Source organism: Alistipes timonensis JC136, from assembly GCF_900107675.1.
GTDB lineage: Bacteria > Bacteroidota > Bacteroidia > Bacteroidales > Rikenellaceae > Alistipes > Alistipes timonensis.
The window spans coordinates 247227-270185 of record NZ_FNRI01000003.1 but is presented as its reverse complement, the minus strand read 5'-3'; the positions used below and the strand labels follow the sequence as shown (position 1 = coordinate 270185).

The following is a 22959-nucleotide window of genomic DNA, read 5'->3' as shown; positions in this document are numbered from 1 at the left end:
ACGTAAAAAAGGCTGTCTTATTGAGACAGCCTCTTTTTATGTCGTGAACAGCTCCCAGCCGCGCCTTATTTCGTCCGGGTTGGCGACCGTGCCGTTCTCCACGCGGGAGATGGCCGCCGCGACGGGAACCATCGTCGCCGGGTCGAGCGTGTCCAGCGCCTCGTCGGGGCCGATGCCCGTGTCTGCCGCCACGGCGCGGATGTAGGCTTCGGTGTGGTTCTCCGAGGGCGGGGCCCAGCGCGAGATCATCTCCCGGATGGTTCGCAGTCCGTGCCGCACCCGGTAGGTGTGCAGCAGCATGAAGACCGCCCGGTAACCCCACGCCGGCGATTCGAACTGTTTGAAGGACGGATCGCGTGAGGGCTGCACCTCGCCTTTGTAGCGTACTTTCGACCGGCGGATGTTCCCGGGGTTGTTGTTGGCAAGTCCCCTACTCATCGCCTGCCTCCTTCCGGATGCGGCGGTGGACGTAGCGGCGCAGCCAGCGGAACAGCGGGGCGTCGGAGAGCTGTGCGGCGTTCTCGAGGAACGACCACAGCTCCACCCCGCAGGTGAATCCCGTGAGGAGCTTCGCCACGTTCAGCTGCATGAAATCCAGCACGCAGCTGTCGATCAGCCACGCCATCGAAATCGCCGTGACCGCCAGCGTGAGTTTGACCACCGTGTGCCAGGCTTTGCAGCTTTCGAAGTACCACGCACGGCCCTCGCGGCGGGCCGCGGCGCGGTCGGCGGCCACGCCCGAGAGGAAGTCGACGCCGATGAAGATCATGGTGGTCGCTACCAGCGGCCCGATCGGGGCGAACAGGGCGGCGATCCCCGCCGCCGTGCCGCTAACGAATCTGAACAAAGCCTCCATCGGTCGTACAGCGGTTGAGGATGTCGTTTTCGGGGTCGTATTCCGGAAATTCGTCCCGGTGTGCGCGAAGGTGCTCCGCGGCGCGGCGCAGCAGCGTCCGGGCCTGCGTCCGCAGACCTTGCCGCAGGGCGCGGAGTGCCGTTTCGCCGGCAGGCTGGCCCCAGGCGGATTTTGGGGCCGACGTGCCGCATTGTCCGGTGCGGACGTCGAGCCGCGGCTGAATGGCGAGGCGGGTGAACAGGGCCGCCGGGGCCGCGAGGTATTCGTTGCGGAAGTCGGGATAGGAGCCTGCGAGGAGTTTTTCGTAAAGCGCCCGCCCGACGACCGGGACGATGTGGCGCTGTTCGGCCCCGGCGATGTCGGTTTCGGCGACGGTCTCCGGCGGCAGCTGTTCTCCGTCGCCGAAGGCAAGGCGCAGGACTTGCAGGGGTGTGATGAGGGTTTTCATTCGATGCTTTTGATATTGTATTTGGTGATTTCCGAGAGGAAGGCCTGTTGTTTCGGGTCCTCCGGGTCGTAGTCGAGGCCGTCGGCCTTGCGGGCCTCCCAGACTTTCATGTAGATGGGTTTCGAACGCGTCGGCGGCCGGTTGACGATTTGCAGCGACGCCGTGTCGAGTCCCAGCACCGAGGCGATGACGGTGCGGATCGGCTCGGTGAGTTCGGCCTGCTCGGCCAGGATCACCGTGTTCAGCGCCACCTCGTATTCGTGGAGAATGCGTTCGGCACTGAACCCCGCGGCATAATCCAGGCCGCTCAGGGTCCGGAACCACGAGTGGGCTACGACGATGTCCCCGACGGCCTGTTCGTGCAACGCCTGCCAGTCGCCTTCGTTCTGCGCCGTGATGGGGATGAAGCGCGAATGGTCGTCCTCGCCCCCGTCGCGGATGACGAACATCACCTGCCCGGGATTTCCGGCGAATTTCTGCTCGGCAAGGCGCACGATGCGTTCGGCTTCGGCCTCGTTGTCCGCCGACGAGTCGAGCATCATCACGCCCGACAGCTGGAACGAGTTGTCCAGCCGCGAGATGTTCCAGCGGTCGGTCTTCCAGGCGATGGCCGAGACGCTGAAGCCCGCGATGTAGGGCGGCACGCCGTAGTGTTCGAACATCGGTTCGTAATCTTTGTAGTGGACGATCGACCGCAGGGAGCCGTCTTCCTGCCGCTCGAACTGCGGATAGAGGGGCAGCGACCGCGCTTCGGCGGGTTTGAACGCCGCCCAGTCGTGATGGAGCAGGATGTGTTCCGAGTCGCGGGCCACGCGGCAGCGCGAAGCGTCCTGATGATAGAACGACAGGAAGGAGTGCTCCTCGTCGGTGACTATTTCGAGGAAGGCGTTGCCGAACAGCGACTTGTCGAAGGCCAGTTTGTTGAGTACCTGCCTCAGGCTCTCGCCGCTGCCGTTCACGCGGCGGACGAACGCCGCCAGCAGCGGTTCCCGGGCCTCATCGCAGGTGAACCCTTTGCCCGAGATGTAGTCGGCCTTGTCGTTGATGATGCGTCGGTGGGTCGTCGAACGGCGGGCCATCAGGGCCAGCGCCGCCGGGAAGAGGTTGTCGTCGCCCCAGCGCCAGAATTTGTCGCTCTCGACCCGCGCCGTTCCCAGCGCGAAGTAGGGGTCGGTGCGGTTGGCTACCCCCACGGCGGTTTTGATTTTTTTCGCTTTGCTCATGGCGTTTTTCGGGTTTGGAGGCCGCGGCCCGCAGGGATTTCCCTGCGGGTGCGCGGCCCCGGGTCGGATTACTGTTTGTAGGCGTAGGTGATCAGGGATGCGTCGAGGATCTGGCTTCCGGCCATGAAGACCGCGCGCTGGCGGTTCTCCATCTCGTCGGGGTTGTACCACATGCGCACCTCGTTGCCGGGCATGTCGGCTGTGTTGACCGCCAGCACGAGGTTGCGGCGGTCGGTGAGCATGCCGAACGACTGGTGGTAGGAGGTTTCCGCGAGGTAGCCGCCCAGTCGGAGGTCGATGACCGGAATTCCGTGGTAGGCGAGTGTCCGGCGGCCGTTCACGGTGTCGGTGTAGGCGGCGTCGGCGCCCTTCGAGTCGAGGTATTTCTCGTAGAGGTGGCAGAGGTCCGAGGTGACGAAGAATGCCAGCTGGCCGTCGGCTTTGAGGTCCTGGATGCGCAGGTCGGACTTGTTCCACAGCTTGTCGAACAGTTCCACGGCGTAGGCCGGGTCGGCGAGCGACGACTCCTGGTAGGTGAAATTGTAGATGGCCTCGTCGCTGACTTGGGTCGTGATCGACTTCAGAAAGCCGTCGAAGGTGTTGTAGCCCGATGCTCCGGCCGTGTTGCCGATCCACATCGTGGCGCGGATGTTCTCCGCGAGGGCCTGCCTGAATAGTGCCGTTTCGGCCTGTTCGAGATCGGTGCCCGAAAGGTCGTCCATGTTGACGTTGGCCAGCGCCGTGATCTTTTCGTAGACCATCGAGAAGTAATCTGCGGCGGAGAATCCCAATTCGGCCTTCACGCGGCTGAGGTTGACGGTCTTCTCCTTTTTGGCCGCCGGGGCGCCTCCCGTCCAGCCTGCGGAGGTGAATTTCTGGAGGATGTTGCGCTGTCCGTCCCAGAGCTGGATGTGCGTGGGCTGGGGCATGTTGTAGAGTACGCGCACGCCGAGTTCCTGGGCCGACTCTCCGGTCAGCATCGGGCGGAAGAAGATGTTTTCGAGTTCGGTGCCGGTGTACTGTTTCGAATTTTCGAGATAGGTCATGGTTGAAATGTTTTTGAATTGTTGATGAATTGGGTTGTTTTGTGGTGCCGTCGAGGAAGGGTGTTGCCTGACCTCCATTTTATGTCGACAATCCCTCCAAACCTCCCTTTAAGTTCCTTTTCGTTGCTTTCGCTCGGCAGAAAATGCATGCATTTTCTGCCCTCGCTTAATCGCAACGTTGAAAAGGGAGGCTTTCCCTTCGGCAATTTTTAATTCTTAATTTTTCATTTTTAATTGCGTATGCGCTTTATAAGCGCATACGCTTCGCATCTTCGGCATAGGCGCGCTCGTTGGCCGAGCGGACCGTGTCGCCGTACGAGGGGTCCTCGCGGGGCTGCGTGACGGTTGCCCCGACGCGCTGCCGGGCCTCGTCCGCCGCGACGGATGAACGCCGTTGCAGGGCCCGCACCTCCTCGCCGAAATGGAGGACGTTGCGGTCGGCGGGCTCTCCCGCCCCGGGCCGCAGGCCGATGCCGGCGAGCAGACGCTCCCAGCCCCGGGCGATGTTCTTCGCCAGCGAGGGGGTGGACCGTTCCGCCGCTTCGACCACCTTGTCGGCGAGCCCTGCCGCGACGGCCTCTTCGGGCGAAAGCCAGCGGCCGTTGCCGTTGTTCTCGGCCATCAGGGCCTCGAACTCCGCGGCCGGGCGTCCCGAACGGGCGGCGTAGACCGAGGCGATGCGCCCGTCGGTCTGGTGCAGGAGGTCGAGTTTTCCGGCGATCTCCGCGGCATTGCCCTCGGTCGCGCAGACCGCCGTGTGAATCAGGTAGAGGGCGTTGGCTGAAATTTCGCGGCATCCCTCCGACGCCGCCTGCGCGATGATCGTCGCGGCCGAGGCCGTGTAACCGTAGCAACGGGTGGTGATGCGTGCCGGAAGCTGCCGCAGGGCGTCGTGGATCAGCAGTGCGTCGTTCACGTCGCCGCCCGTCGAGCGAATGTTGACCACGACCTCCGGGCTTTCGATCTCCGCGATGCCCCGCAGGGCGCTGCGGAAGCGTTCGTAGGTCGCCACCCGCGCTTCGGGGTCGTCGAACTGCCACTCCTCGGGGATGCCGATGGTCCCTTCGATGTCGATTTGGCAGACCTCGGCTGAATTGTTGATTTGGATTTTCGATTTCATGATTTGTTTTTGTAATTGGTGTAAAACGCGTTGCGCGCCTTTTCGTAGGAACAGCAGTATTTTCCGGCCGCTGCTTCCAGCGCCTCGCAGCGGGGCACCCCCTCCCCTTCGAGACGCCATACCTCGTTACGGATGGCCTGCCGTTCGCACCCCCGGCGGCTGATGAGTCCCAATTCGAACAACCGCTGCACGGCCTCCGCCGTCCCGAGCCCCCTGACCTCGCGGAGCGCCGTTTCGGCCAGCATTTCGTCGTGACGTGTCATCAGTCCTCCGTCAGCCGGTTGAACGTGCAGCGCACCGAGGCCTTTTCGGGATCGTAGTCGCCGACGGCATGGAGTGTGGCCCGGACCACGCCCGCCCCGGTGTCGATGCGGAAGACCGAACGGATGTCCGGGGCTCCCGTGCCGGGCGTGAAGAGCGCTTCGAACTCGTGGGGTGCGAGCCGCAGCGAGAGGGTGATGCGTTCGCGGGCGGCCTCCCGGCGTACCTGGCGGTCGTAGTAGCGGTGCAGTCCCGCCTGCCCGTCGCGGTCCTCGAAACAGAGCGTGAACCCCTCGTCCCCGGCGAGGTGGAACGCCGCTAACGGATACTCGGCCTGCCCCGAAGGGTAGCCCCACCGTTCGCCCGCGGGGAGCGGACGCATTCCGGCATAGCGGACGATGCGGGGCGTGAAGTTGGTGCCCTCCTCCTCCGCGTCGTCGCGGTCGCCGACCCGGAGGATCAGCGCCGACGGAGCGTTGAGGTAGTGCCCGGCCGTGCTGAGCGAGGGGGCGAACAGCGGGTTGCGCACGACCTTTTCGCCCTGCAACGCGGCATAAGACCCGGTGTCGAAACTCCACGCCCCCAGCGGCGACTCCTCTCCGGCGTCGAAACGTGTCACGGCCCCGTCGCCGTCCTGATAGCGCCATGTCCGCACTTCGTGAACTTCCGGAACGATCTCCCGCCGTTCGACCGGCTGCGAGAAATCCGTCCTGCGGCTCCAGTCCGCCTCGGGACCCGCCCCGAAGAACTCCCCTTCGGGTTCGATCCACACCGTCCGGGTCGCCTCCTCGGTGTAGAACCGCAGGTTGAAGAGATGCGCCAATGCTTCGAGCAGTTCCGCCTGCCGGATGCGGTGCTGCGCCACGTCGGCGAAGATGATCCGCGACCCGAATCCGGGTCCCGAAAGGAAGCGCGGGCGCAGCGCGCACTCTTTGTGCAGCGTCAGCTTCATCCCCTCCTCGGCTCCCGTGAAATAGATCAGGTTGAAATACTTGGGTGACTGCGGCGAAACGCTCTCGGCGACTGTGCGGAGCCGCACCTCGACGGTCGTTTCGCCCGTCTCGTCGACATAGCCGTTGTAGAGCGCCCAGTCCCCGGCATAGGGCGCCCATTGCGAGCCGCTCCGGACCAGCAGCGCCGGTTGGGCTACGGTCCCCGAAGCCGGGGTCGTGACCTGCGCCGAGCGGGCCGCGAAATCGGTCCACACCGTGCCTGCCGTGCCGTTGCGGACGTAGACGAGGCGATACTGCGACCCTGCGACGTGGTCGAAGACCAGCGCCCGGTAGGTGAAGTTCGGCACGATCGCGTCGCGGAGGTCCCTGTAACGGTTGGCCAGTTCGAACCGGAATTCCGATCCCGGCCCGAGATAGATCGTGTCGAAGCCTTTGAGACGGGTGCGGGAGACGATGCGGTGCGAGGTGGTGTATTTCAGGTAGTACTCGAATCCGACGTTGACCTCCGTGGGCGGCGTGAAGACGATCTTGCCGTTGTCCGTCGAGAAGCAGTTGCCGTTGTTGTAGAGTCCGCTGACGGCTTGGCCGTCCGTATCGACGCTCTGCGGCGTGGCCGTGTCGACGATGTTGCCCACCGTGTTGGCTATCGCCTTGGGATTGGCCGTGACCCGTCCCAGCTCGTTGGCCGTCGCCGTTGCCGGGGCCAGCCTCCGGGCCGCGAAGCCCATGCGGTTGGCCGCCGCCGTGGTGTCGCGCGAGGAGTAGGCCCCGCTCATGTAGAGCGAGCGGAAAAACGCCGATTCCAGAAAACGGCTCTTCACGCTGTAACCCGCTTCGGAAAAGAGCTGCCCGACGAGGGTGGCGATGTGCAGAAAGGGATGGTAGTCGTCCACCGAGAGGAGCCTTTCGGCGGGAAGCAAGTCCTGCGAACTGTTTTGCTGTTCGTATTCGTCGCGGTGAATGGGGAAGAACTTCACGGGCGACGCATTCGTCCAGCTTTCGAAGACCGTCGTCGGCGTCAGTTCCCCCTGCCACGCCACGCCCAGGGCGGAAAACATCCTGCGGGCGGCGTTCTCTGCCCATCCGGCGCCGCCGTCGCGGATTTCGAGCGTGTAACCCGCCTCCGACGAGGCCAGCAGCCGCACCGTTCCGCCGATCAGCGTTGAACCCTCTGCCGTCAGCTCCGCCGTGTGGAGCGTTTCGTTGAACCGCCCGGCGGCATGGGGGTCCCCGGCAAAGGCCGCCACGGCGTCGTTGCGGGGCGTTGCCGGGATCGTGACTTTCAGCGACCGCCCCTCGCGGCAGGCCTCCGGACCGGCCAGTTTCGCGGCGTTGTAACCGGGTACGGCGATGGCTTTCGTGCCCAGGTCGCAGGGCTGTCCGTCGATCGTCAGTTCCATGACGTGCGGGTTTTGCGTTTGGGACGAACGGCGATCTCCAGACAGCTCAGCGTGCCGTGACGCTGTACGATGGCTTCATCGGTGGCAATGTCCACCGGGGTGTAGCTGTCGCCGTCGGCGATCCAGACCTCGGGTGCCGCCGTCAGTTCTGCAAGAGCCTCCAATACCTGCCGGCCCTCGTAGGCCGATACGAGCACCGTCTCGCGGTCCGTCTCTGCCGTCGCTGCCGTGCGTCCGTCGGGACCGTATGCCTGCTGCCGGACGCTCCGGACGACCGCCGTCTGCACCACGGGAAAGGAGTAGTGCTCGACCGATCCCGCCCGACTGCGCCAGGCGAGCCGCACGGCCTCCTGCCGGGCCGGGATTACGGCGTAAGCTACCGTGCCGCACGCCCCGGCATCCACCGTCAGCGACTCCGCATCGGGGAAATCGCGCAGGTCGAGGCGGAAAAGGTGGAGTCCGGCCTCCGCCGCACGGTAACTTTCGGCGGAGGTGGTGTCCCCGGCCAGCGCGGTCACCGTCACGGTGCAGGGCCCGTCGGTCAACAGCGTCAGTTCGTCGCACGTCCCATCGGGAATCAGGCGGCTGAGGGGCATCGAGGTCAGCAGACAAGGCGCTTCGGCGCTCCCGGCGCCGGGCCGGAACGTGCGTGCCGGGGAGACGGCTTCGACGGCTCCGCCCGTCATCGCCGCTTCGACGAGGGCCGTGACCGTCCGGCCCGCTGCGGCGTGAAACCCTGTGCCGCCCGTTGCGGGGACGAATTGCACGCGGCGGCGCAGGTAGGGTGCGATGTCGAATCCGGCCTCAGTCACCGCTGCGAACCGCTTCGCACCCAGCAGGGCGCTTCCGTCGCCGACCGGTCCGGCCGCGTCCGCGATCCCGGCCGCGGCATCGACGATGCGGATGTCGATGTTCCCGGCCGCCGCCTGCCCGACGGCGTAGCGGAGCTTTCCGCCGAGCGGGGCATACTGTTGGGGAATTTGTGTGAATTGCATAATGGGATTTTTAGGAAATGGGAAAATAAAGGCGATTTTCGTGCGCGCTTTGTGCCGCCTTGCTCAATGTTCATCCGAAAGACCGGTCTCAGAAAGAGCGGTGGCGGGGATCGGGTGTTGATGCGCAAAATGCTGCCGCAGTCTTTGAATCCGGCGTCTTGTGCCGGTGGCTTTGGAGCTTTTGGCATCAAAAGTCCAAGGATGTTCAAACTGTCGATAAAACGGTTGAAAATCTGTTGATAATCGGTGAAAACAATTCGCAATCTATTGGAACAGAGCAGTTCCTCGCTGTTGATAATTTTGACGCCGTCGACGGCTCGCTGTGAATTGCAGGACAAATATACGACAGCCGATACCCCCTTGTCAATACCCCTGCGCACTTTTTCTAAATTTTGTGGAAAAACGGGCCGTATATCCGGGAAAAGCAGTTATATTTGTAAGGATTTTTATAGAAATCTCGATTCAAATTAAATTTATTTACTAACCTGAACCGAAAATAGCGATGAAACGTATCTTTCTGCTTTGCGCCGCCCTTTGCTGTGCGGCGGTCTCCCAGGCCCAGAAGTGGGAGGGGCTTGCCGACACTCCGCCGATGGGCTGGAGTTCGTGGAACAAATTCGCCTGCAATGTCGATGAAAAGATGATTCGGGAGATTGCCGACGCGCTGGTCTCTTCGGGCCTCGCCGATGCCGGATACGTTTACCTCAATATCGACGACTGCTGGCACGCCGCCGAGCGCGATGCCGACGGATTTCCGCAGTGCGATCCCGAGCGTTTCCCGAGCGGCATGAAGGCGCTTGCCGATTACGTGCATGCCAAAGGGCTGAAACTGGGCATCTACTCCGATGCCGGATGCAAGACCTGTGCCCTGCGTTTCGGCAGCCTCGGCCACGAGTACCAGGATGCGCTCCAATATGCCCGCTGGGGGATCGACTACCTGAAATACGACTGGTGCAACAGCGAGAATGTCAACCCGGTCGGGGCCTATACGCTCATGCGCGACGCACTCCGCGCCGCAGGCCGCCCGATCCTCTTTTCGATCTGCGAATGGGGCACCAACAAGCCCTGGGAGTGGGCGCAGGAGGTCGGCCATCTGTGGCGCACGACGCAGGACATCGGTCTCGCCTTCTCCGATCCGGCCGATTTCAAAGTCGACTGGCGGCCCCGCACCGTGCTCGAAAACCTCGATTCCAACGCCGGTCTGCGCCGTTTTGCCGGACCGGGCCACTGGAACGATCCCGACATGCTCGAGGTGGGCAACGGGATGTCTGTCAACCAGGACCGTGCGCATTTCACGATGTGGTGCATGATGGCGGCGCCGCTCATCCTGGGCAACGATGTCCGCACGATGTCGGACGAGACGGCGGCCATTCTGCTCGACCGGGACGTGATCGCCATCGACCAGGATTCGCTGGGCGTTCAGGGGCTTCGTTATGAGACGGATAACGGGCTGGAAGTGTGGTTCAAACCGCTCGCCGGCGGCGACTGGGCCTTCTGCCTGCTCAACCGGACGCTCGAGCCGCGCCGCTACATGATCGACTGGCAGCGCTTCTGCTTCACCGACGTGGAGGTTTCGCAGCGTTCGACCGATTTCGACAAAATCGTCTACGAGGGGCGCGACCTCTGGTTCGGGGGCAAACCGTTCCGCACGAACCGCGTCCGCGAGGTGGTCGTTCCGGCCGAGGACGTGGTGCTTTACCGCCTGACCCCCGTGAAAAAGAAATAATCCGTTTCGCCTCCGTCCTGCCCGGCCCCGGAAACCCTGGCGTTTCCGGGGCCGGAATCGTTTGGGAAAAAGAAATCTGTTGTATTATTCCCGTTTTTCCGGAATAAGTGCTATCTTTGTTCCGCAAACCAACAGTTTTACACCTTATGGATGATGGTCATAGTTCCACGTATAGCCGTCGTGTCGTGTCTCAGCACGACCCCATTCATCTATGGTATCCAGCGCGAAGGTAACCTCCGCGCCGAATTGCTGTTGTCCGATCCCGAAGAGGTAATCCGCATTTTTTCCGACCGTCGTGCCGACATCGCCCTGATGCCTGCCGCCGCCGTGCCCTCGCTGGAGGATGCCCGCATCGTCACCGAATACTGTGTCGGCGGCGTCCCTGCCGCCAAAGCGGCGCTGCTTGCGGACGACGACCCGCTGGTCGGGGCGTGGAAACCCTTCGGAAAACTCCCCTTCGCGTTTGCCGTCTGGGTGGCTCACGGCGACGTGGAGCCCGAGACGGTCGAAGCCCTGCAGCATGCACTGACCTTTGGCCTCGAACACGGCTATGAGGCGGTCCTCGAATCGGCCTTTGCCGCCGATCCCGGGCAGGCTTACGAGGGGCTCTCGCGTTTCGACTACATCTTCGACAATCAGAAAGACAAAGCGCTTAAACAGTTCTGGGACTCGGGCCTCAAGGTAGCACCGCGGGCCAATCCCGGCTGAAGAGCTTAGCGGACCGGAAATCCGCCTCTCTGCACGTAAACGGATTCACGAACCTTAAGAGAGCGTCTTATGATTACAATTTACCTCAAGCAATACAACAAGATCATCCGGAATGCCGACACCAGGCTCTTCGATGAGCTGGGCTACGACGACATCCTGTGGATCGACATGCTGCTGCCCACGATCAAGGAGCAGAAAGCCGTCGAGAACTTCATGGAGATCAGCCTCCAGACCAAACAGCAGGTCGAGGAGATCGAGTCGACGTCGAAATACTCCGAGAACGAGAACGCCATCATCTCCAACTCGAACTTTTTCGTTCCCACGGGCGATTCGTTCCTCGTCGAGCCGGTGTCGTTCATCATCTCGAACGAGGGTGTGCTGGTCTCGGTGCGCAACGCCGAGTTCCGGACCTTCCGTGAGACGGAAAAGCGGCTCCAGATGAACTACCGCAGCTATTCGACGGGCTATCACCTCTTCATTTCGCTGCTGGAGGTGCGTATCGACTTCGATGCCGACCTCGTGGAGCTGATCGCCAAGCAGGTCGCGGCGCTGTCGAAGGACATCAACTCCGAGGACTCGATCGACAAGGAGGTGCTGCACCGCATCAGCGCCCTGCAGGAGTCTACGATGTCGCTGCGCGAGAATATCTTCGACCGTCAGCGCGTGCTGTCGGGCATCCTGCGTTCGGAACGCTTCCCCAACGATATCTATCCGCGCCTGCAGCTGATGATCAAAGACGTCAACTCGCTGATCAATCACGCCGATTTCAGCTTCCAGCGATTGGACTATATCCAGGATGCGGCGCTGGGTCTTATCAACATCGAGCAGAACGAGATCGTGAAGATTTTCTCCGTGGCGGCGGTGATCTTCATGCCTGCGACGCTCATCGCGTCGATCTACGGCATGAACTTCAAATTCATGCCCGAGCTGGACTGGACGCTGACGCTCTCCAACGGCTGGAACATCCCCCTGGGCTACATCTTCGCCATCGGAATGATGATCTTCTGCTCGGCGCTGACTATCTGGTACTTCAAGTATAAGAAATGGCTCTGATATTTTCGATTTTATAGGGCATCTTCGCACTTGCTCTTGCTGGGCGCGAATGGGACGTATTCCGATACCGCCCATCCGCGTCCCGCTTCGTTTAAGCGCAAACCTGCTCCACTTAAATCAAAACCGCCCCTCCTCTTTGAGAGGCGGTTTTGGCATCAAAAGTACAGTCCTCTTTTTTCCCTTCTTTCAAAGAAAGAAGACTTTTCCCGGTAAATTTCGTATATTTGCAAGCTATAAACTCCTGTCATGCTCGAAAAACTGGCCAAACAAACTGCCGTCTACGGTATCAGCACCATCGTGGTGAGGTTTCTGAGCTATCTGCTCACGCCTTACTACACGCGCATTTTCGGCCAGGAGACCTACGGCGTCGTCACCGACATCTACGCCCTTATCCCGCTGGCGCTCACGCTGCTGACAATGGGTATGGAGTCGAGCTATTTCCGTTTTTCGGCCAAGGCCGAAGAGGCCGGCGGGGATGTGAAAGCCGCCAAACGACGGCTTTTCGCCACCACATGGGGCGTCACGTCGCTTGCCGCCGCGGTCTTTTTCCTCGCAATGGCCTTTTTCCGCGACGGTATCGCCCATGCCATGGGCGAGGCGTATGTGTCGCATCCGGAATATGTCGTCTGGGTCGGTCTGATCATTCTCTTCGACGTCTGGGCCTGCATTCCTTTCTCGCGGCTGCGCGAACAGGGTCGGGCCATGACTTTCGTGGGGCTGAAAGCTCTCAACGTGGTTCTGAACGTGGTTCTGGCCTTCGGGTTCGGCGCTGCGGGGCTTTTCGCTACGGAGTTCGGGGTGGGCTGGGTCTTTGTCGCCAACCTGATTGCCAGCGTCGTGACATGGGGCCTGATGCTGACGACCGTCGACCGCACGGTTCCCAGGATCAACTGGGCGCTGCTCGTCGCCGTTTTCGCCTATTCGCTGCCGCTGCTAGTGGGCGGACTGGCCGGCACGGCCAACGAGTTTATCGACCGTCAGTTGATTAAATACCTCGTTCCCGAGGGGGCTATGGCGCAGCTGGGCGTCTACGGCGCCATCACCAAGATCGCCGTGGTGATGATGCTCTTTTACCAGATGTACCGCCTTGCCGCCGAACCGTTTTTCCTCTCGAACTTCAAAAAGTCGGATTTCGTGCAGATGAACGCCGCGGCGCTGAAATACTACGTCATGGCCTCGATGGTGATTTTCCTCGCCATCGCGCTCTTCCGCGACGTGTTCGCGCTGATCGTGGGACGGGACTTCCGCGAGGGCATCTTCATTCTGCCGGTGGTGCTGGGAGCCAACGTCCTCACGGGCGTCTGGCTCAACCTCTCGTTTTGGTACAAACGCGAGGAGCGCACCTCGCTGGCCATCGTGGTCACGGGTTCGGGACTCGTCGCCATGCTCGCTTTCGGATTGTGGCTCATCCCGTTGTGGGGCTATTACGGAGCCGCCTGGGCGCGCCTGGCGAGCGAATCGGTAATGGTCGCCGTCAGTTGGTGGCTCAACCGCCGCTACTACCCGACGCCCTACGACTGGCGCCGCATCGGCGAGTATGTCGCCGCGGCGCTCGTCATTTTCGCCGCTTGTGAGGCCGTATCGTCCTGCACAGGCAATATGTTCGTAAGCTATGCGTTTAATATAGTGCTCTTTGCGTTGTATGCCGCCTACCTCGTCCGCCGTGAGCGGATCGACCTGGGGGCGATGCTGCGTTCGGTGCTGAAAAGGAGTTGACGATGGGGCGTGACACGACAAAGAAACTTTGGATATTGGGCGTGAGTTTCGCGCTCTTTCTCGGCGGGGCCGGGGCTCTCCAGCTGGAGCCGGGAACCGTCCGCACCGTCATCCTCGCGCTGGTTTTCGCGGGATTGTTAACCATTGCCGGCGTGCAAACCCTCCGGCATTTGAAAAAGAAGAATTAAAATGCGCTTTGCGGATATCATAGGACAGGACGATTTGAAACGGCACCTGGCGCAGTCGGTCGATGCCGGCCGTGTGAGCCATGCCCAGCTCTTCACGGGGCTGGCCGGTTCCGGGGCCCTGGCGCTGGCCGTGGCCTATGTGCAGTACCTCTGCTGCCGCCACCGCCGCGACGGCGACTCGTGCGGCGAGTGTCCCGACTGCCGGCAGATCGGGACGCTGGCGCATCCCGACCTGCATCTGGTCTTTCCCGTGAACAAACAGGGCAAGAAGTCGGGCGAAGTGATGCGGAGCGACGAGTTCCTGCCGCTGTTCCGCACGCTGTTCGCCGAACGGGGCGGCTATGTTTCGCCGCAGGACTGGTACGACCGGCTCGACCTGGGCAAGACGCTCAAAGGTATGATCGCGGCCCGCGAGGCCGACGAGATCATCCGCAAACTCTCGTTCAAAAGCTTCGAGGCCGACTACAAGACGATGCTCATCTGGCTCCCGGAGACGATGAACGAGGAGGCCGCGAACAAGATCCTCAAAATCCTCGAGGAGCCGTGGGACCGGACGCTCTTCATCCTGGTTTCCGAACAGCCCGACCGGCTGTTGCCGACGATCATCTCGCGGACGCAGGAGGTCTGCGTTCCGCGCATCGCCCCCGACGTGCTGGAACGTGTCGCGGCGGGGAAAGGCGTTTCCGACCCTTTGCAGGCCCGCAACATGGCGCGTCTGGCCGGCGGCAACCTCCTGGAGCTGAATCACCTGGTTGCTGGCGAGAGCGATGCGCTGCGGAAGGAGAATTTCGACCTTTTCTGCGGCCTGATGCGCCTGAGCTACAACGACAAGCACCTCGAACTGGTCTCCTGGGCCGAGGATGCGGCGCAGCTTTCGCGCGAGCAGCAGCGGGCGTTCCTGCGCGATGCGGCGCGGCTTCTGCGCGAGAGTTACATGCTCCATGCGGGTATCCGCGAAGTCAGTTACCTCTGGGGCGAGGAGCTGGCCTTCTGTTCGAAATTCGCCCCTTTCGTCGGCTCGCAGAATATCGAGCCGCTGATCGCCGAGATCGAGAGCGCCTCCGCACAGATTGTGCAGAACGGCAATCCGACGATCGTTTTCACCCATTTTGCCCTCTCGGTGAGCAAGATGATAAAACATTTGTGAGTTATGACACGTGTGGCACTTCTTTTAGGCGGAAACCAGGGCGATGTGAAACGCACCCTGCAAACGGCACAGCAGTTGATAAACTCCCGTGTGGGGGCTGTCCTGCGCTGTTCGCACCGCTACGAGAGCGCGCCGTGGGGATTCCCGGCCGCGCAGCGTTTTTCGAATCAGGCTTTGGAGGTTTCGACCGACCTTTCGCCGCTCGAAGTGCTCGACGCCTGCCAGCAGATCGAGCGGGAGCTGGGGCGCAACCGTGCCGCCGAGGCGGTCGAGAAAGCCTCGTCGGGCGCCGCCTACTCGTCGCGCCCGATCGACATCGACATCATCTTCTATGGTGACGAAGTGATCGACGACGAGCGCCTTACGGTGCCCCACCCGCTGCTTGCCGAACGGGAATTTGCCTTGCAGCCGCTCGCGGAGATCATGCGCCGGCACCGCCACCCCGTGACGGGCGTCACCGTGGGGGAGATGCTCGGTGCGCTGCATAAATAATACGGAGATGAACGTGAAACGAACGATACTCTTCCTGACTGCCGCGGCGCTCCTGACGGGGTGCTTCAAAGACGTGTCGACCACGACGAACTACGTGATCAAACCCCTCGTGCAGGACTTGTCGGGCGATCCGTACCTGGCGCTCGAGGGGGTAAAAGCCTACGCTTTCGCCGCCGACACGGCTTTCTACACCGTCGCTTCCTATGCGGATGCGCTGGAGGGCGTCGCCAGCCTGAAGGGCAATCCTTCGGAGCGGCTTTCGCCCTTCGTCACGGCCGTGCCCTACGAGCGCGAAGGGACTGACGGATGGGTCCAGATGTCGATGTCGAACGCTACGCAAATGGTTCTGGCCGTCGATACGGAGCATAAGATCTATGCCTACACCCAGCAGGAATTGGCCGAAAATCTTCCGGTTCTGTACGTGGCGCTGCCTTTCAAACCGTGGAAGGAGGGCTTTTCCTACAAGGACGGCAACTGGAGCTATTACAACGAGTTCTATACGCCTCCCACCTATCTCGACTGCTTCATCGAACCCGCGGTCCAGAGCGAGGAGGGCGGCGCCGCGGGCGAGATATCGAGCCTGAAAGCCTATGCTTTCGCCGCCGACACCACGGCGTGGTACATCGCCTCGTACGACGATGCCGTGGCGGGCAAGATCACGTCGAAGGACGACGATTCATTCACGCGCTCCAACCCCAACTTCACGGCCTATAAGGAAGAGAGCTCGGCTCTCTACAAGATGCAGGTCTCGACCCCGACGCTGATGGTGGTTGTGGTCGACCGCGTCAATAGACTTTATGCCTACACGAAGAAGGAGGTCGACCTCGAAGGCGCTTCGCCGACCTTCCCCGTCCTCTTCCGGCCCTGGATTCAGCAATGGATTGATGATGAAGAGCCCAACGGCTGGATCGTCGTCAATCCGGAGCTCGACCCCGACAAGGATTCGAAAACGCAAACACAAGCACGCCGCCGATGAATACGCCGCGACATACCCTTTACCTGCTGCGCCTTGCGGTGGCGCTGCTCTTCGTGTCGGCTTTCCTGAGCCGCTGCGCGAGCATGATGACCCCTACCGGAGGGCCCCGCGATTCGCTTCCTCCCGTCATCGTGAACATGACGCCCGACAACAATTCGGTCAACCGGCCCCTCGTCGGCCACGAGAAGATCTATATCGAGTTCGACGAGTTCGTCCAGCTCAAAGACCAGCAGAAGGAGTTCTTCACCTCGCCGGCGATGAAGAAAAAACCCACGGTCTCCCTGCGCGGCCGGGGCGTCGTGGTCCAGCTGCGCGATACGCTGGCTCCGAACACGACCTATTCGCTCAATTTCGGCAGCGCCATCCGCGACAACAACGAGGGCAACCCCCTCTATTCGATGCGCTATGTCTTTTCGACGGGCCCCGAGATCGACTCGATGCTCCTCACGGGCTATACGGCCGACAGCTACAAGGCCGATTCCGTGTCGAAAACCTTCATCTGGTTCTTCCCGGCCGACTCGGTCGAGAACGTCGCCGAATACGATTCCACGGTGTTCAAATACAAGCCCGCGTCGATCGCACGCGCCGAGAACAACGGCATCTTCATCGCCCAGAACCTCAAACCGATTCCCTACCGGGTCTATGCCGTCCAGGATAAGAACGACAACCAGATGTACGAGCCCGGCAATGACCAGGTGGGCTTCCTCGAAAAGACCTACAACCCGGCCGAGATGCCCGATTTCGCCATGTGGTACGATTCGATCCGCCAGTATGTGACGGCTGAGCCGCAGCTCTATTTCCGGATGTTCACCGACAAGGCGTTCCGCCGGCAGATGCTTTCGGAGTCCGAGCGTCCCCAGCAGCACAAGGCGATGCTCTATTTTGCCTCGGCGCACCCGAAGATCACCAGCCTGCGTTTCGACAGCATCCCCGCCGACCGGGTCATCTTCGATCCCCAGACCGTGGGCCGCGATACGATCGCCCTGTGGTTCAACGTTCCTTCGGCCGACCTGCCCGATACGATCAAAGGCGAGATCACCTATTTCAAACACGATACGGTCAACCGCCTGCAGGAGGTCACCGAGCCGCTGAAACTCGCCTGGCGGCTGATCGAGACCAAGGAGCAGGAGCGCGAGCGCGAGAAGCTCGAGCGCGAGCGCCGCAAGGCCGAGGCCGCGGGCGAGGAGTGGGTCGAGCCCAAAAAGCCGAATCCCTTCGCCGTCAAACTCCCCGCTTCGGGCGACATCAACCCCGAGAATCATCTCACCGCGGAGTTCGATTATCCGCTGGTGAAGATCGACTCGTCGCGCCTGCTGCTGACGCGCCTGCTCGAAGACAATTCGGTCGAGGATGTCCCCGTGCGCATGGTGCGCGATACGGGCCAGCTGCGCAAATGGTATATCCGCGCTCCGTGGAAGACGGGCGGACAATATACGCTGACCATCCCCGAGGGGGCCATCACCGACGTTGCGGGGCTGTCGAACGACTCGATCGTCGGCAAATATACGGTCCTCGACCCCGAAAAGTTCGCCACGGTGAAGATCCACGTCAACGGTCGTGACGACGGTACGAAATACATCGTCCAGTTGCTCGACGGCAACAATGCCCTCAAACAGGAGCGGCGCGACGTGACGACGGGCGACATCCAGTTCAACTACGTCCCGGCGGGCGAGATCAAATTCCGCGTCATCGAGGACCGGAACGGCAACGGCAAGTGGGACACGGGCAACCTGGTCGAACGGCGTCAGCCCGAGCGGGCCGAAATCTATGCCAACGACGAGGGCGAGGACACCTTCGCCACCAAGACCAATTGGGAGATCGAGTTCACGATGGATATGAACCGCATCTTCGCACCGGTCACGATGCAGTCGCTCTCGCGCCTGCTGGACGAGCGCGAGGCCCAGCGTTTGCGCCGCGAGGAGGAGAAACGGCTCAAAGAGGGCCCGAAGAAGAACCGACAGGAGCAGGAACGCCAGCAGCAGAACAACAGCAATTTCAACTCTGCGGGCAGCATGTTCAACAATTTCAGGTAGGATGACGATGAAACGACATATCATTGCCGGGCTCCTCGCCTTCGCCGCCCTCGCCGCATGGCAGGGGGCCTCGGCGCAGCATACGCTCGGCTTCACGGCGGGCTACGGCATGGGCAACGGCCGCTTTCAGCCCCAGCAGGAGATGCGGGCGATGTGGGGCATGTACAGCGGCGGCCTTTCGTGGCGCTACTATGGCACGCAGCGTTTCGTGGGCGGCTTCGGTATCGACCTGGAATTTCTCCAGCAGGGTTTTTCGTTCGCGCCCAACGCCTCGCTGGTCGAGGAGAAGAAGGACTACCTCTACTACTCGCGGCATATCAATTCGGTGGTGCTGCCGATTGTCTGGCAGCCCCATGTCTACATGTTCCGCAACCACGTGCGCGTCTACTTCGAGGCCGCGGCAACCTTTTCCTACAATTTCTCTTCGACCTACGAGAACGAGCAGGCGCGGGCCAACGGGGCCTCCGACTGGAAGGGGACCTACGATTTCAAACTTCCGCGCGACAACCGCTGGGGCTACGGGCTGGCCGGCGGCGGCGGTATCGCGTTTCTGATCCGCCGTTTCGAACTGAATTTCCGCGTGCGTTACTACTTCGGCTATTCGGACATCGTCCGCAACCGCAATAAATATTCGGACAATGCCGGCGACGGGTCGGAAAACCCCTTCTGGGCCACTCCGCTGCGTTCGCCGCTCGACAACCTCACGATCTCCGTGGGGCTGAACTACCGCTTCAACAAACAGGGCTTCGAAACCTGGAAACCAAGACCCAAAAAGGAGAAGAACCGCGAGGTCTTCAAATATGGGTTGTAAAAACAGCAGATTATGGAAACCACCCGTCAGCAGAAAATCGCCAAACAGATCCAGAAGGACGCCGCCGACATCTTCCAGAAGGAGGGGGCGCAGATCGTCCGCGGTGCGCTCGTCACGGTCACGGCCGTGCGTGTTTCGCCCGATTTCAGCTACGCCAAGATTTACGTCAGCATCTTCCCCTTCGAGCAGAGCGACGAAGTGATGCAGCGTCTCGAACATCAGAACTGGTTCATCCGCCGGGCCCTGGGCCAACGGCTGCGCAACCAGTTGAAAAACGTTCCCGAAATCCAGTTCTTCCTCGACGATTCCCTGGAATACATCGAGAATATAGACAGGGCATTGAAAGAAGATTGATGGCTATGCGCTTATGCCGGTCGTTCGCGCCGCCTGCGGCGTCGTTTACAAACCTGACCCACCCCCAAACCCCCGCCTCGGCGGGGGCTTCGGAGTCCCGTACCTAACCGTTTGCCCGTTATGCTGCCGCAGCTCTTTGCCCGCCGCTACCTCTTCTCGTCCCAATCCCGGTCGGTTGTCAACCTGATCGCGGGACTGAGCGTCGCGGCCGTGGCGATGCCCGTTGCGGCGATGATTATCCTGCTGTCGGTCTTCAACGGCTTCGAGTCGCTGGTGAAGTCGATGTATTCGGCTTTCGACGCCGACCTGACCGTCACCCCGCGGCAGGGGCAGACCTTTGCGCAGGAGGAGATCGACTCCGCGGCGCTCCGGCGCATTCCGGGCGTCGGGGCGCTGTCGTTCACCCTCGAACAGAGCGCCCTGCTCGAACACGGGGGCCGTCAGGCTACCGCCACGGTGCGGGGTGTCGACGACGCCTATGCCGAGGTGTTCGCCCTGGGCGACGCCGTGTCGGCCGGGGAGTGGCGGGTGCGGCTGGGCGACCTGGAACGACTGGTCGTCGGACAGTCGATGGCGTGGATGCTGGGCATCCGGTCGCTGGCCGACGCCGACGTGACGCTCTACGCCGTGCGCCGGGGCTCGTTCTCGACGCTGCTGCCGCTGGAAAACTATACGCGCCGCACGGAGCCCGTGGGCGGGGTCTATACGCTCGACCTCGACACCGAGCGCACCTATGTACTCTCGTCGCTGCGGCTGGCGCAGGAGCTTTTCGGCTACCCGGGACGCGTCTCGTCGCTGGTCGTGCGCCTCGATCCGGGGGCCGATGCCGCCGGGGTCCGCCGGGCTGTCGCCGAGGCCGTGGGCGACGACTTCCGGGTCCGCACACGCGACGAACTCCGCGCCTCGTTCTACCGCATCATGACCTACGAGAAGTGGGGCATCTTCTTCATCGCCCTGCTGGTGCTCGTCATCGCCTCGTTCTCTGTGGTGGGTGCGCTGGCCATGCTGATTGTCGAGAAGCGCGGTGACATCGTGACGCTCCGGGCGCTGGGGGCCGATACGGGGCTGGTGCGGGCCGTGTTCCGCTCCGAGGGATTCCTGATATGCGGCCTGGGGGCTGCCGCAGGTGTCGTTATCGGGGTCGGCGCAAGCCTCGTGCAGCAGCATTTCGGACTGATCGAGATTCCTGCCGAAACGTTCCTCACGAAGAGCTATCCCGTCGAATTCCGCTTTGCCGACCTGTTGGCCGTCCTTGCCGCTTTCGCCGCCGTGGCCGTCCTGCTGTCGGGCGTTACGGTGCGCAGCATGATAAAACACAACGAATGATATGAAACGATTCCTCCGCATAACGGCTTCCGCCGCTTTGGTGGTGCTTTTTGCCGCCTGCGCCCGCCACAAGATCATCCCCGACGACAAGCTGGCGCAGATTTTCCACGATGCGTTCCTCACCAACGCCTATATCGGCAACGGGAACGTCCGGACCGACTCGCTGCGCATCTACGAGCCTATTTTCGCCCGCTACGGCTATACGACCGACGACGTTCACTACACCATCGGCAACTTCTCGAAGCGCAAGAGCGCCCGCTTGGGCGACATCGTCGAACGTGCCATCGAGATGCTCGAACGGGAGGGCAAGTTCTATAACCGCGAGGTCGCCGTGCTCGACACGATCGACAACGTGGCCCGCCGGACCTTTACCCGGGCCGTGCTTGCCGACTCGCTGATCCGCGTGCGGTCGCTGGCCGATACGGCGCGGCTGAGTTTCACGCTCGACGTCGAGCCGGGCGACTACCAGCTTTCGCTCAAATACCTCGTCGATTCGCTCGACCGCAACGACAAGGGGCTCAAAGGCTCCGTCTGGCTCGAACGCCGCGACAGCACCCGCACGGGAGTCTATACCACGACCCTGCGGCGCAACCGCGAGGAGACCTTCTCGCGCCGTTTCGCCGTCGATTCGTCGCACCGCCGCCTGCGCATCGACTTCCTGAATTTCACGGGCAAGCCCCAGCGTCCCTCGGTGACGGTCACCGACCTGAGGGTCGAGTTTACGCCCCCGACGCGCACGGCGGTCGAAAAACTCTACGAACAGCAACTCGATATCCGTATCTTCGCCGATGGATTCTTCCGCGCAGCCAATCCGGCGGATAGCCTCTAACCTTCTCTGGACTCCCGGGGGTATCGTCCGCAATCCGCTGCTGACGCTCGCTCCCGACGGCTGGGTGGTTGCTGTCGGAAGCTGTTCCGACCCCGACCGCCTCGCCGCTACGGAGTTCTATGCGGGACTGCTCGTCCCCGACTTCCCGGCCGATTACCGCACGGCTTTCGAACGCCTGTGCCGGGACTCGGCGACGCCGCTGCCCGAACTGCTCGCGCAGACGGTGACGCCCGGCGGCGTGCTGGTCGTGATCTCGGGGCTCGACTACGAATCGATGCGGCTGACGTCCCGGTCGCAAATCCGCAGACTATAATATAAAGGAATCTCCTGCTGTCAGATCGGCAGATGCTCTTCGACCGTGCGGCGCAGGTGCTCGTGGTCGAGATGGGTGTATATTTCAGTCGTCAGGATGCTTTCGTGTCCCAGCATCTCCTGCACCTGGCGGATCGAGGCGCCGCCTTCGATCAGGTGCGTGGCGAACGAGTGGCGGAAGGTGTGGGGACTGATGCGCTTGGTGATCCCGGCCCGTCGGGCGGCCTCTTTGAGGATGGTGAAGATCATTACCCGGGTGAGCTGCCCGCCGCGGTTGTTCAGGAATACGACCTCCTCGCCGGCCCGGGCGCTCCGCCGTTTTTCGAGGTAAAGCTGGATGCGGTCGCGCGCCGTTGCGCTGATCGGTACGAGCCGTTGCTTGTCGCCTTTGCCGATTACGCGGATGTAGCCTTCGCCGAAAAAGAGGTCCTGCATCCGCAGCGACGTGAGCTCCGAGACGCGCAGTCCGCACGAGTAGAGCACTTCGAGCATGGCGCAGTCGCGCAGCCCCTTGGGCGTCGAGGTGTCCACGGCGGCGATGATGCGGTCGATCTCCGGGGTCGTGAGCACGTCGGGGAGCTGGCGTCCGAATTTGGGCGTCAGGACGAACTCCGCCGGCGACGATTCGATCTTGTCGGAGATCATCAGGAAGTTGAAGAAACTCTTCACGCCGCTCAGCGCCCTCGCCTGCGACGTCTTTTCGCGGCCCCGGTCGTAGAGCCACGCCATGTAACGCTCGATCATCGCCTCCTCGACCTTGTGGGGCGCTACGTCCCACTGGCGCAGGATGAAATGGGCGAACTGCCTCAGGTCGCGCATGTACGACTCGACGGTGTTTTTCGAGAGCCGTTTCTCCAATTTGATGTACGTGCGGTAGCGGCGTCCGACCTCCTCCCACTTTTTCGTATTTTCTGCCATCTCCGATCCGCTGAATGTCGATAATTTGAGTAACTTTGTTCCGACGAAGATACGAAAATTTTACATAA

Annotated in this window: 24 protein-coding genes; 14 read left to right on the top strand and 10 right to left on the bottom strand. The window is 61.8% G+C overall.

The genetic code is table 11. The annotated features are described in order from the left end of the window. Positions 1–36: 36 nt before the first annotated feature. From BLU78_RS05615 to BLU78_RS05575, 9 genes are all read right to left on the bottom strand, one after another. Positions 37–438, bottom strand: a complete 402-nt coding sequence (locus tag BLU78_RS05615; RefSeq protein ID WP_010261706.1) for a hypothetical protein — start codon at positions 436–438, stop codon at positions 37–39. Continuing rightward, on the bottom strand, positions 431–856 hold the full coding sequence (locus BLU78_RS05610) for a phage holin family protein (protein ID WP_010261704.1): 426 nt from the start codon (positions 854–856) through the stop codon (positions 431–433). The genes BLU78_RS05615 and BLU78_RS05610 overlap by 8 nt, the downstream gene beginning before the upstream one ends. Beyond that, positions 831–1304, bottom strand: coding sequence for a DUF6712 family protein (locus BLU78_RS05605; RefSeq protein WP_010261702.1), 474 nt, complete (start codon positions 1302–1304; stop codon positions 831–833). Before BLU78_RS05605 ends, BLU78_RS05610 begins: the two co-directional genes overlap by 26 nt. Beyond that, positions 1301–2527 carry a phage portal family protein gene (locus tag BLU78_RS05600; RefSeq protein WP_010261701.1) on the bottom strand — a complete coding sequence of 409 codons (1227 nt, stop codon included), beginning with the start codon at positions 2525–2527 and terminating at the stop codon, positions 1301–1303. The genes BLU78_RS05605 and BLU78_RS05600 overlap by 4 nt, the downstream gene beginning before the upstream one ends. Before the next feature lie 68 nt (positions 2528–2595). Beyond that, positions 2596–3573 (bottom strand): hypothetical protein, encoded by a 978-nt coding sequence (locus BLU78_RS05595; protein WP_010261698.1) that lies wholly within the window; start codon positions 3571–3573, stop codon positions 2596–2598. Between the two features lie 247 nt (positions 3574–3820). Beyond that, a complete protein-coding gene (locus tag BLU78_RS05590; protein WP_010261695.1) occupies positions 3821–4693 on the bottom strand; it encodes a Clp protease ClpP in 873 nt (290 codons plus the stop codon). Further along, positions 4690–4956 carry a hypothetical protein gene (locus tag BLU78_RS05585; protein WP_010261692.1) on the bottom strand — a complete coding sequence of 89 codons (267 nt, stop codon included), beginning with the start codon at positions 4954–4956 and terminating at the stop codon, positions 4690–4692. Before BLU78_RS05585 ends, BLU78_RS05590 begins: the two co-directional genes overlap by 4 nt. Beyond that, complete coding sequence (locus BLU78_RS05580; RefSeq protein ID WP_010261690.1) at positions 4956–7307, bottom strand: hypothetical protein; 2352 nt, start codon at positions 7305–7307, stop codon at positions 4956–4958. The genes BLU78_RS05585 and BLU78_RS05580 overlap by 1 nt, the downstream gene beginning before the upstream one ends. Next, on the bottom strand, positions 7298–8302 hold the full coding sequence (locus tag BLU78_RS05575; protein ID WP_010261687.1) for a hypothetical protein: 1005 nt from the start codon (positions 8300–8302) through the stop codon (positions 7298–7300). The genes BLU78_RS05580 and BLU78_RS05575 overlap by 10 nt, the downstream gene beginning before the upstream one ends. Positions 8303–8804: 502 nt before the next feature. On the opposite strand from BLU78_RS05575, the gene BLU78_RS05565 reads away from it, so the two are divergent. From BLU78_RS05565 to BLU78_RS05500, 14 genes are all read left to right on the top strand, one after another. Next, on the top strand, positions 8805–10028 hold the full coding sequence (locus BLU78_RS05565) for a glycoside hydrolase family 27 protein (protein WP_010261684.1): 1224 nt from the start codon (positions 8805–8807) through the stop codon (positions 10026–10028). A gap of 153 nt (positions 10029–10181) precedes the next feature. Further along, a complete protein-coding gene (locus BLU78_RS05560) occupies positions 10182–10736 on the top strand; it encodes a type 2 periplasmic-binding domain-containing protein (RefSeq protein WP_244886500.1) in 555 nt (184 codons plus the stop codon). Between the two features lie 69 nt (positions 10737–10805). Further along, complete coding sequence (locus tag BLU78_RS05555) at positions 10806–11789, top strand: magnesium transporter CorA family protein (protein WP_010261677.1); 984 nt, start codon at positions 10806–10808, stop codon at positions 11787–11789. Positions 11790–12035: 246 nt separating this feature from the next. Beyond that, positions 12036–13505 (top strand): lipopolysaccharide biosynthesis protein, encoded by a 1470-nt coding sequence (locus BLU78_RS05550; protein ID WP_010261675.1) that lies wholly within the window; start codon positions 12036–12038, stop codon positions 13503–13505. A gap of 2 nt (positions 13506–13507) precedes the next feature. Beyond that, entirely contained in the window at positions 13508–13693 is a 186-nt protein-coding gene (locus BLU78_RS05545) for a hypothetical protein (protein ID WP_010261673.1), read from the top strand. Between the two features lies 1 nt (position 13694). Beyond that, positions 13695–14840, top strand: a complete 1146-nt coding sequence (locus BLU78_RS05540; RefSeq protein WP_010261671.1) for a DNA polymerase III subunit — start codon at positions 13695–13697, stop codon at positions 14838–14840. A gap of 3 nt (positions 14841–14843) precedes the next feature. Continuing rightward, positions 14844–15332: a 2-amino-4-hydroxy-6-hydroxymethyldihydropteridine diphosphokinase gene (gene folK / locus BLU78_RS05535; protein ID WP_010261669.1), complete on the top strand. Its 489-nt coding sequence runs from the start codon at positions 14844–14846 to the stop codon at positions 15330–15332. Between the two features lie 7 nt (positions 15333–15339). Continuing rightward, positions 15340–16308: a hypothetical protein gene (locus tag BLU78_RS05530; RefSeq protein WP_010261667.1), complete on the top strand. Its 969-nt coding sequence runs from the start codon at positions 15340–15342 to the stop codon at positions 16306–16308. Continuing rightward, positions 16305–18341: an Ig-like domain-containing domain gene (locus BLU78_RS05525; protein WP_010261666.1), complete on the top strand. Its 2037-nt coding sequence runs from the start codon at positions 16305–16307 to the stop codon at positions 18339–18341. Before BLU78_RS05530 ends, BLU78_RS05525 begins: the two co-directional genes overlap by 4 nt. A 1-nt stretch (position 18342) precedes the next feature. Continuing rightward, entirely contained in the window at positions 18343–19152 is an 810-nt protein-coding gene (locus tag BLU78_RS05520; protein ID WP_010261664.1) for a porin family protein, read from the top strand. 12 nt (positions 19153–19164) lie between these two features. Beyond that, entirely contained in the window at positions 19165–19506 is a 342-nt protein-coding gene (rbfA, locus tag BLU78_RS05515) for a 30S ribosome-binding factor RbfA (RefSeq protein ID WP_010261662.1), read from the top strand. Positions 19507–19626: 120 nt separating this feature from the next. Beyond that, the gene (locus BLU78_RS05510) at positions 19627–20832 is read left to right on the top strand and encodes an FtsX-like permease family protein (RefSeq protein ID WP_010261661.1); all 1206 of its coding nucleotides are present in this window, start codon (positions 19627–19629) and stop codon (positions 20830–20832) included. 1 nt (position 20833) lies between these two features. After that, the gene (locus BLU78_RS05505; RefSeq protein ID WP_010261658.1) at positions 20834–21661 is read left to right on the top strand and encodes a DUF4296 domain-containing protein; all 828 of its coding nucleotides are present in this window, start codon (positions 20834–20836) and stop codon (positions 21659–21661) included. Further along, complete coding sequence (locus BLU78_RS05500) at positions 21621–21974, top strand: hypothetical protein (RefSeq protein WP_010261657.1); 354 nt, start codon at positions 21621–21623, stop codon at positions 21972–21974. The genes BLU78_RS05505 and BLU78_RS05500 overlap by 41 nt, the downstream gene beginning before the upstream one ends. Before the next feature lie 20 nt (positions 21975–21994). Here BLU78_RS05500 and xerD read toward each other — a convergent pair whose 3' ends face one another. Then, positions 21995–22891: a site-specific tyrosine recombinase XerD gene (xerD, locus tag BLU78_RS05495; RefSeq protein WP_010261656.1), complete on the bottom strand. Its 897-nt coding sequence runs from the start codon at positions 22889–22891 to the stop codon at positions 21995–21997. Positions 22892–22959: the final 68 nt, after the last annotated feature.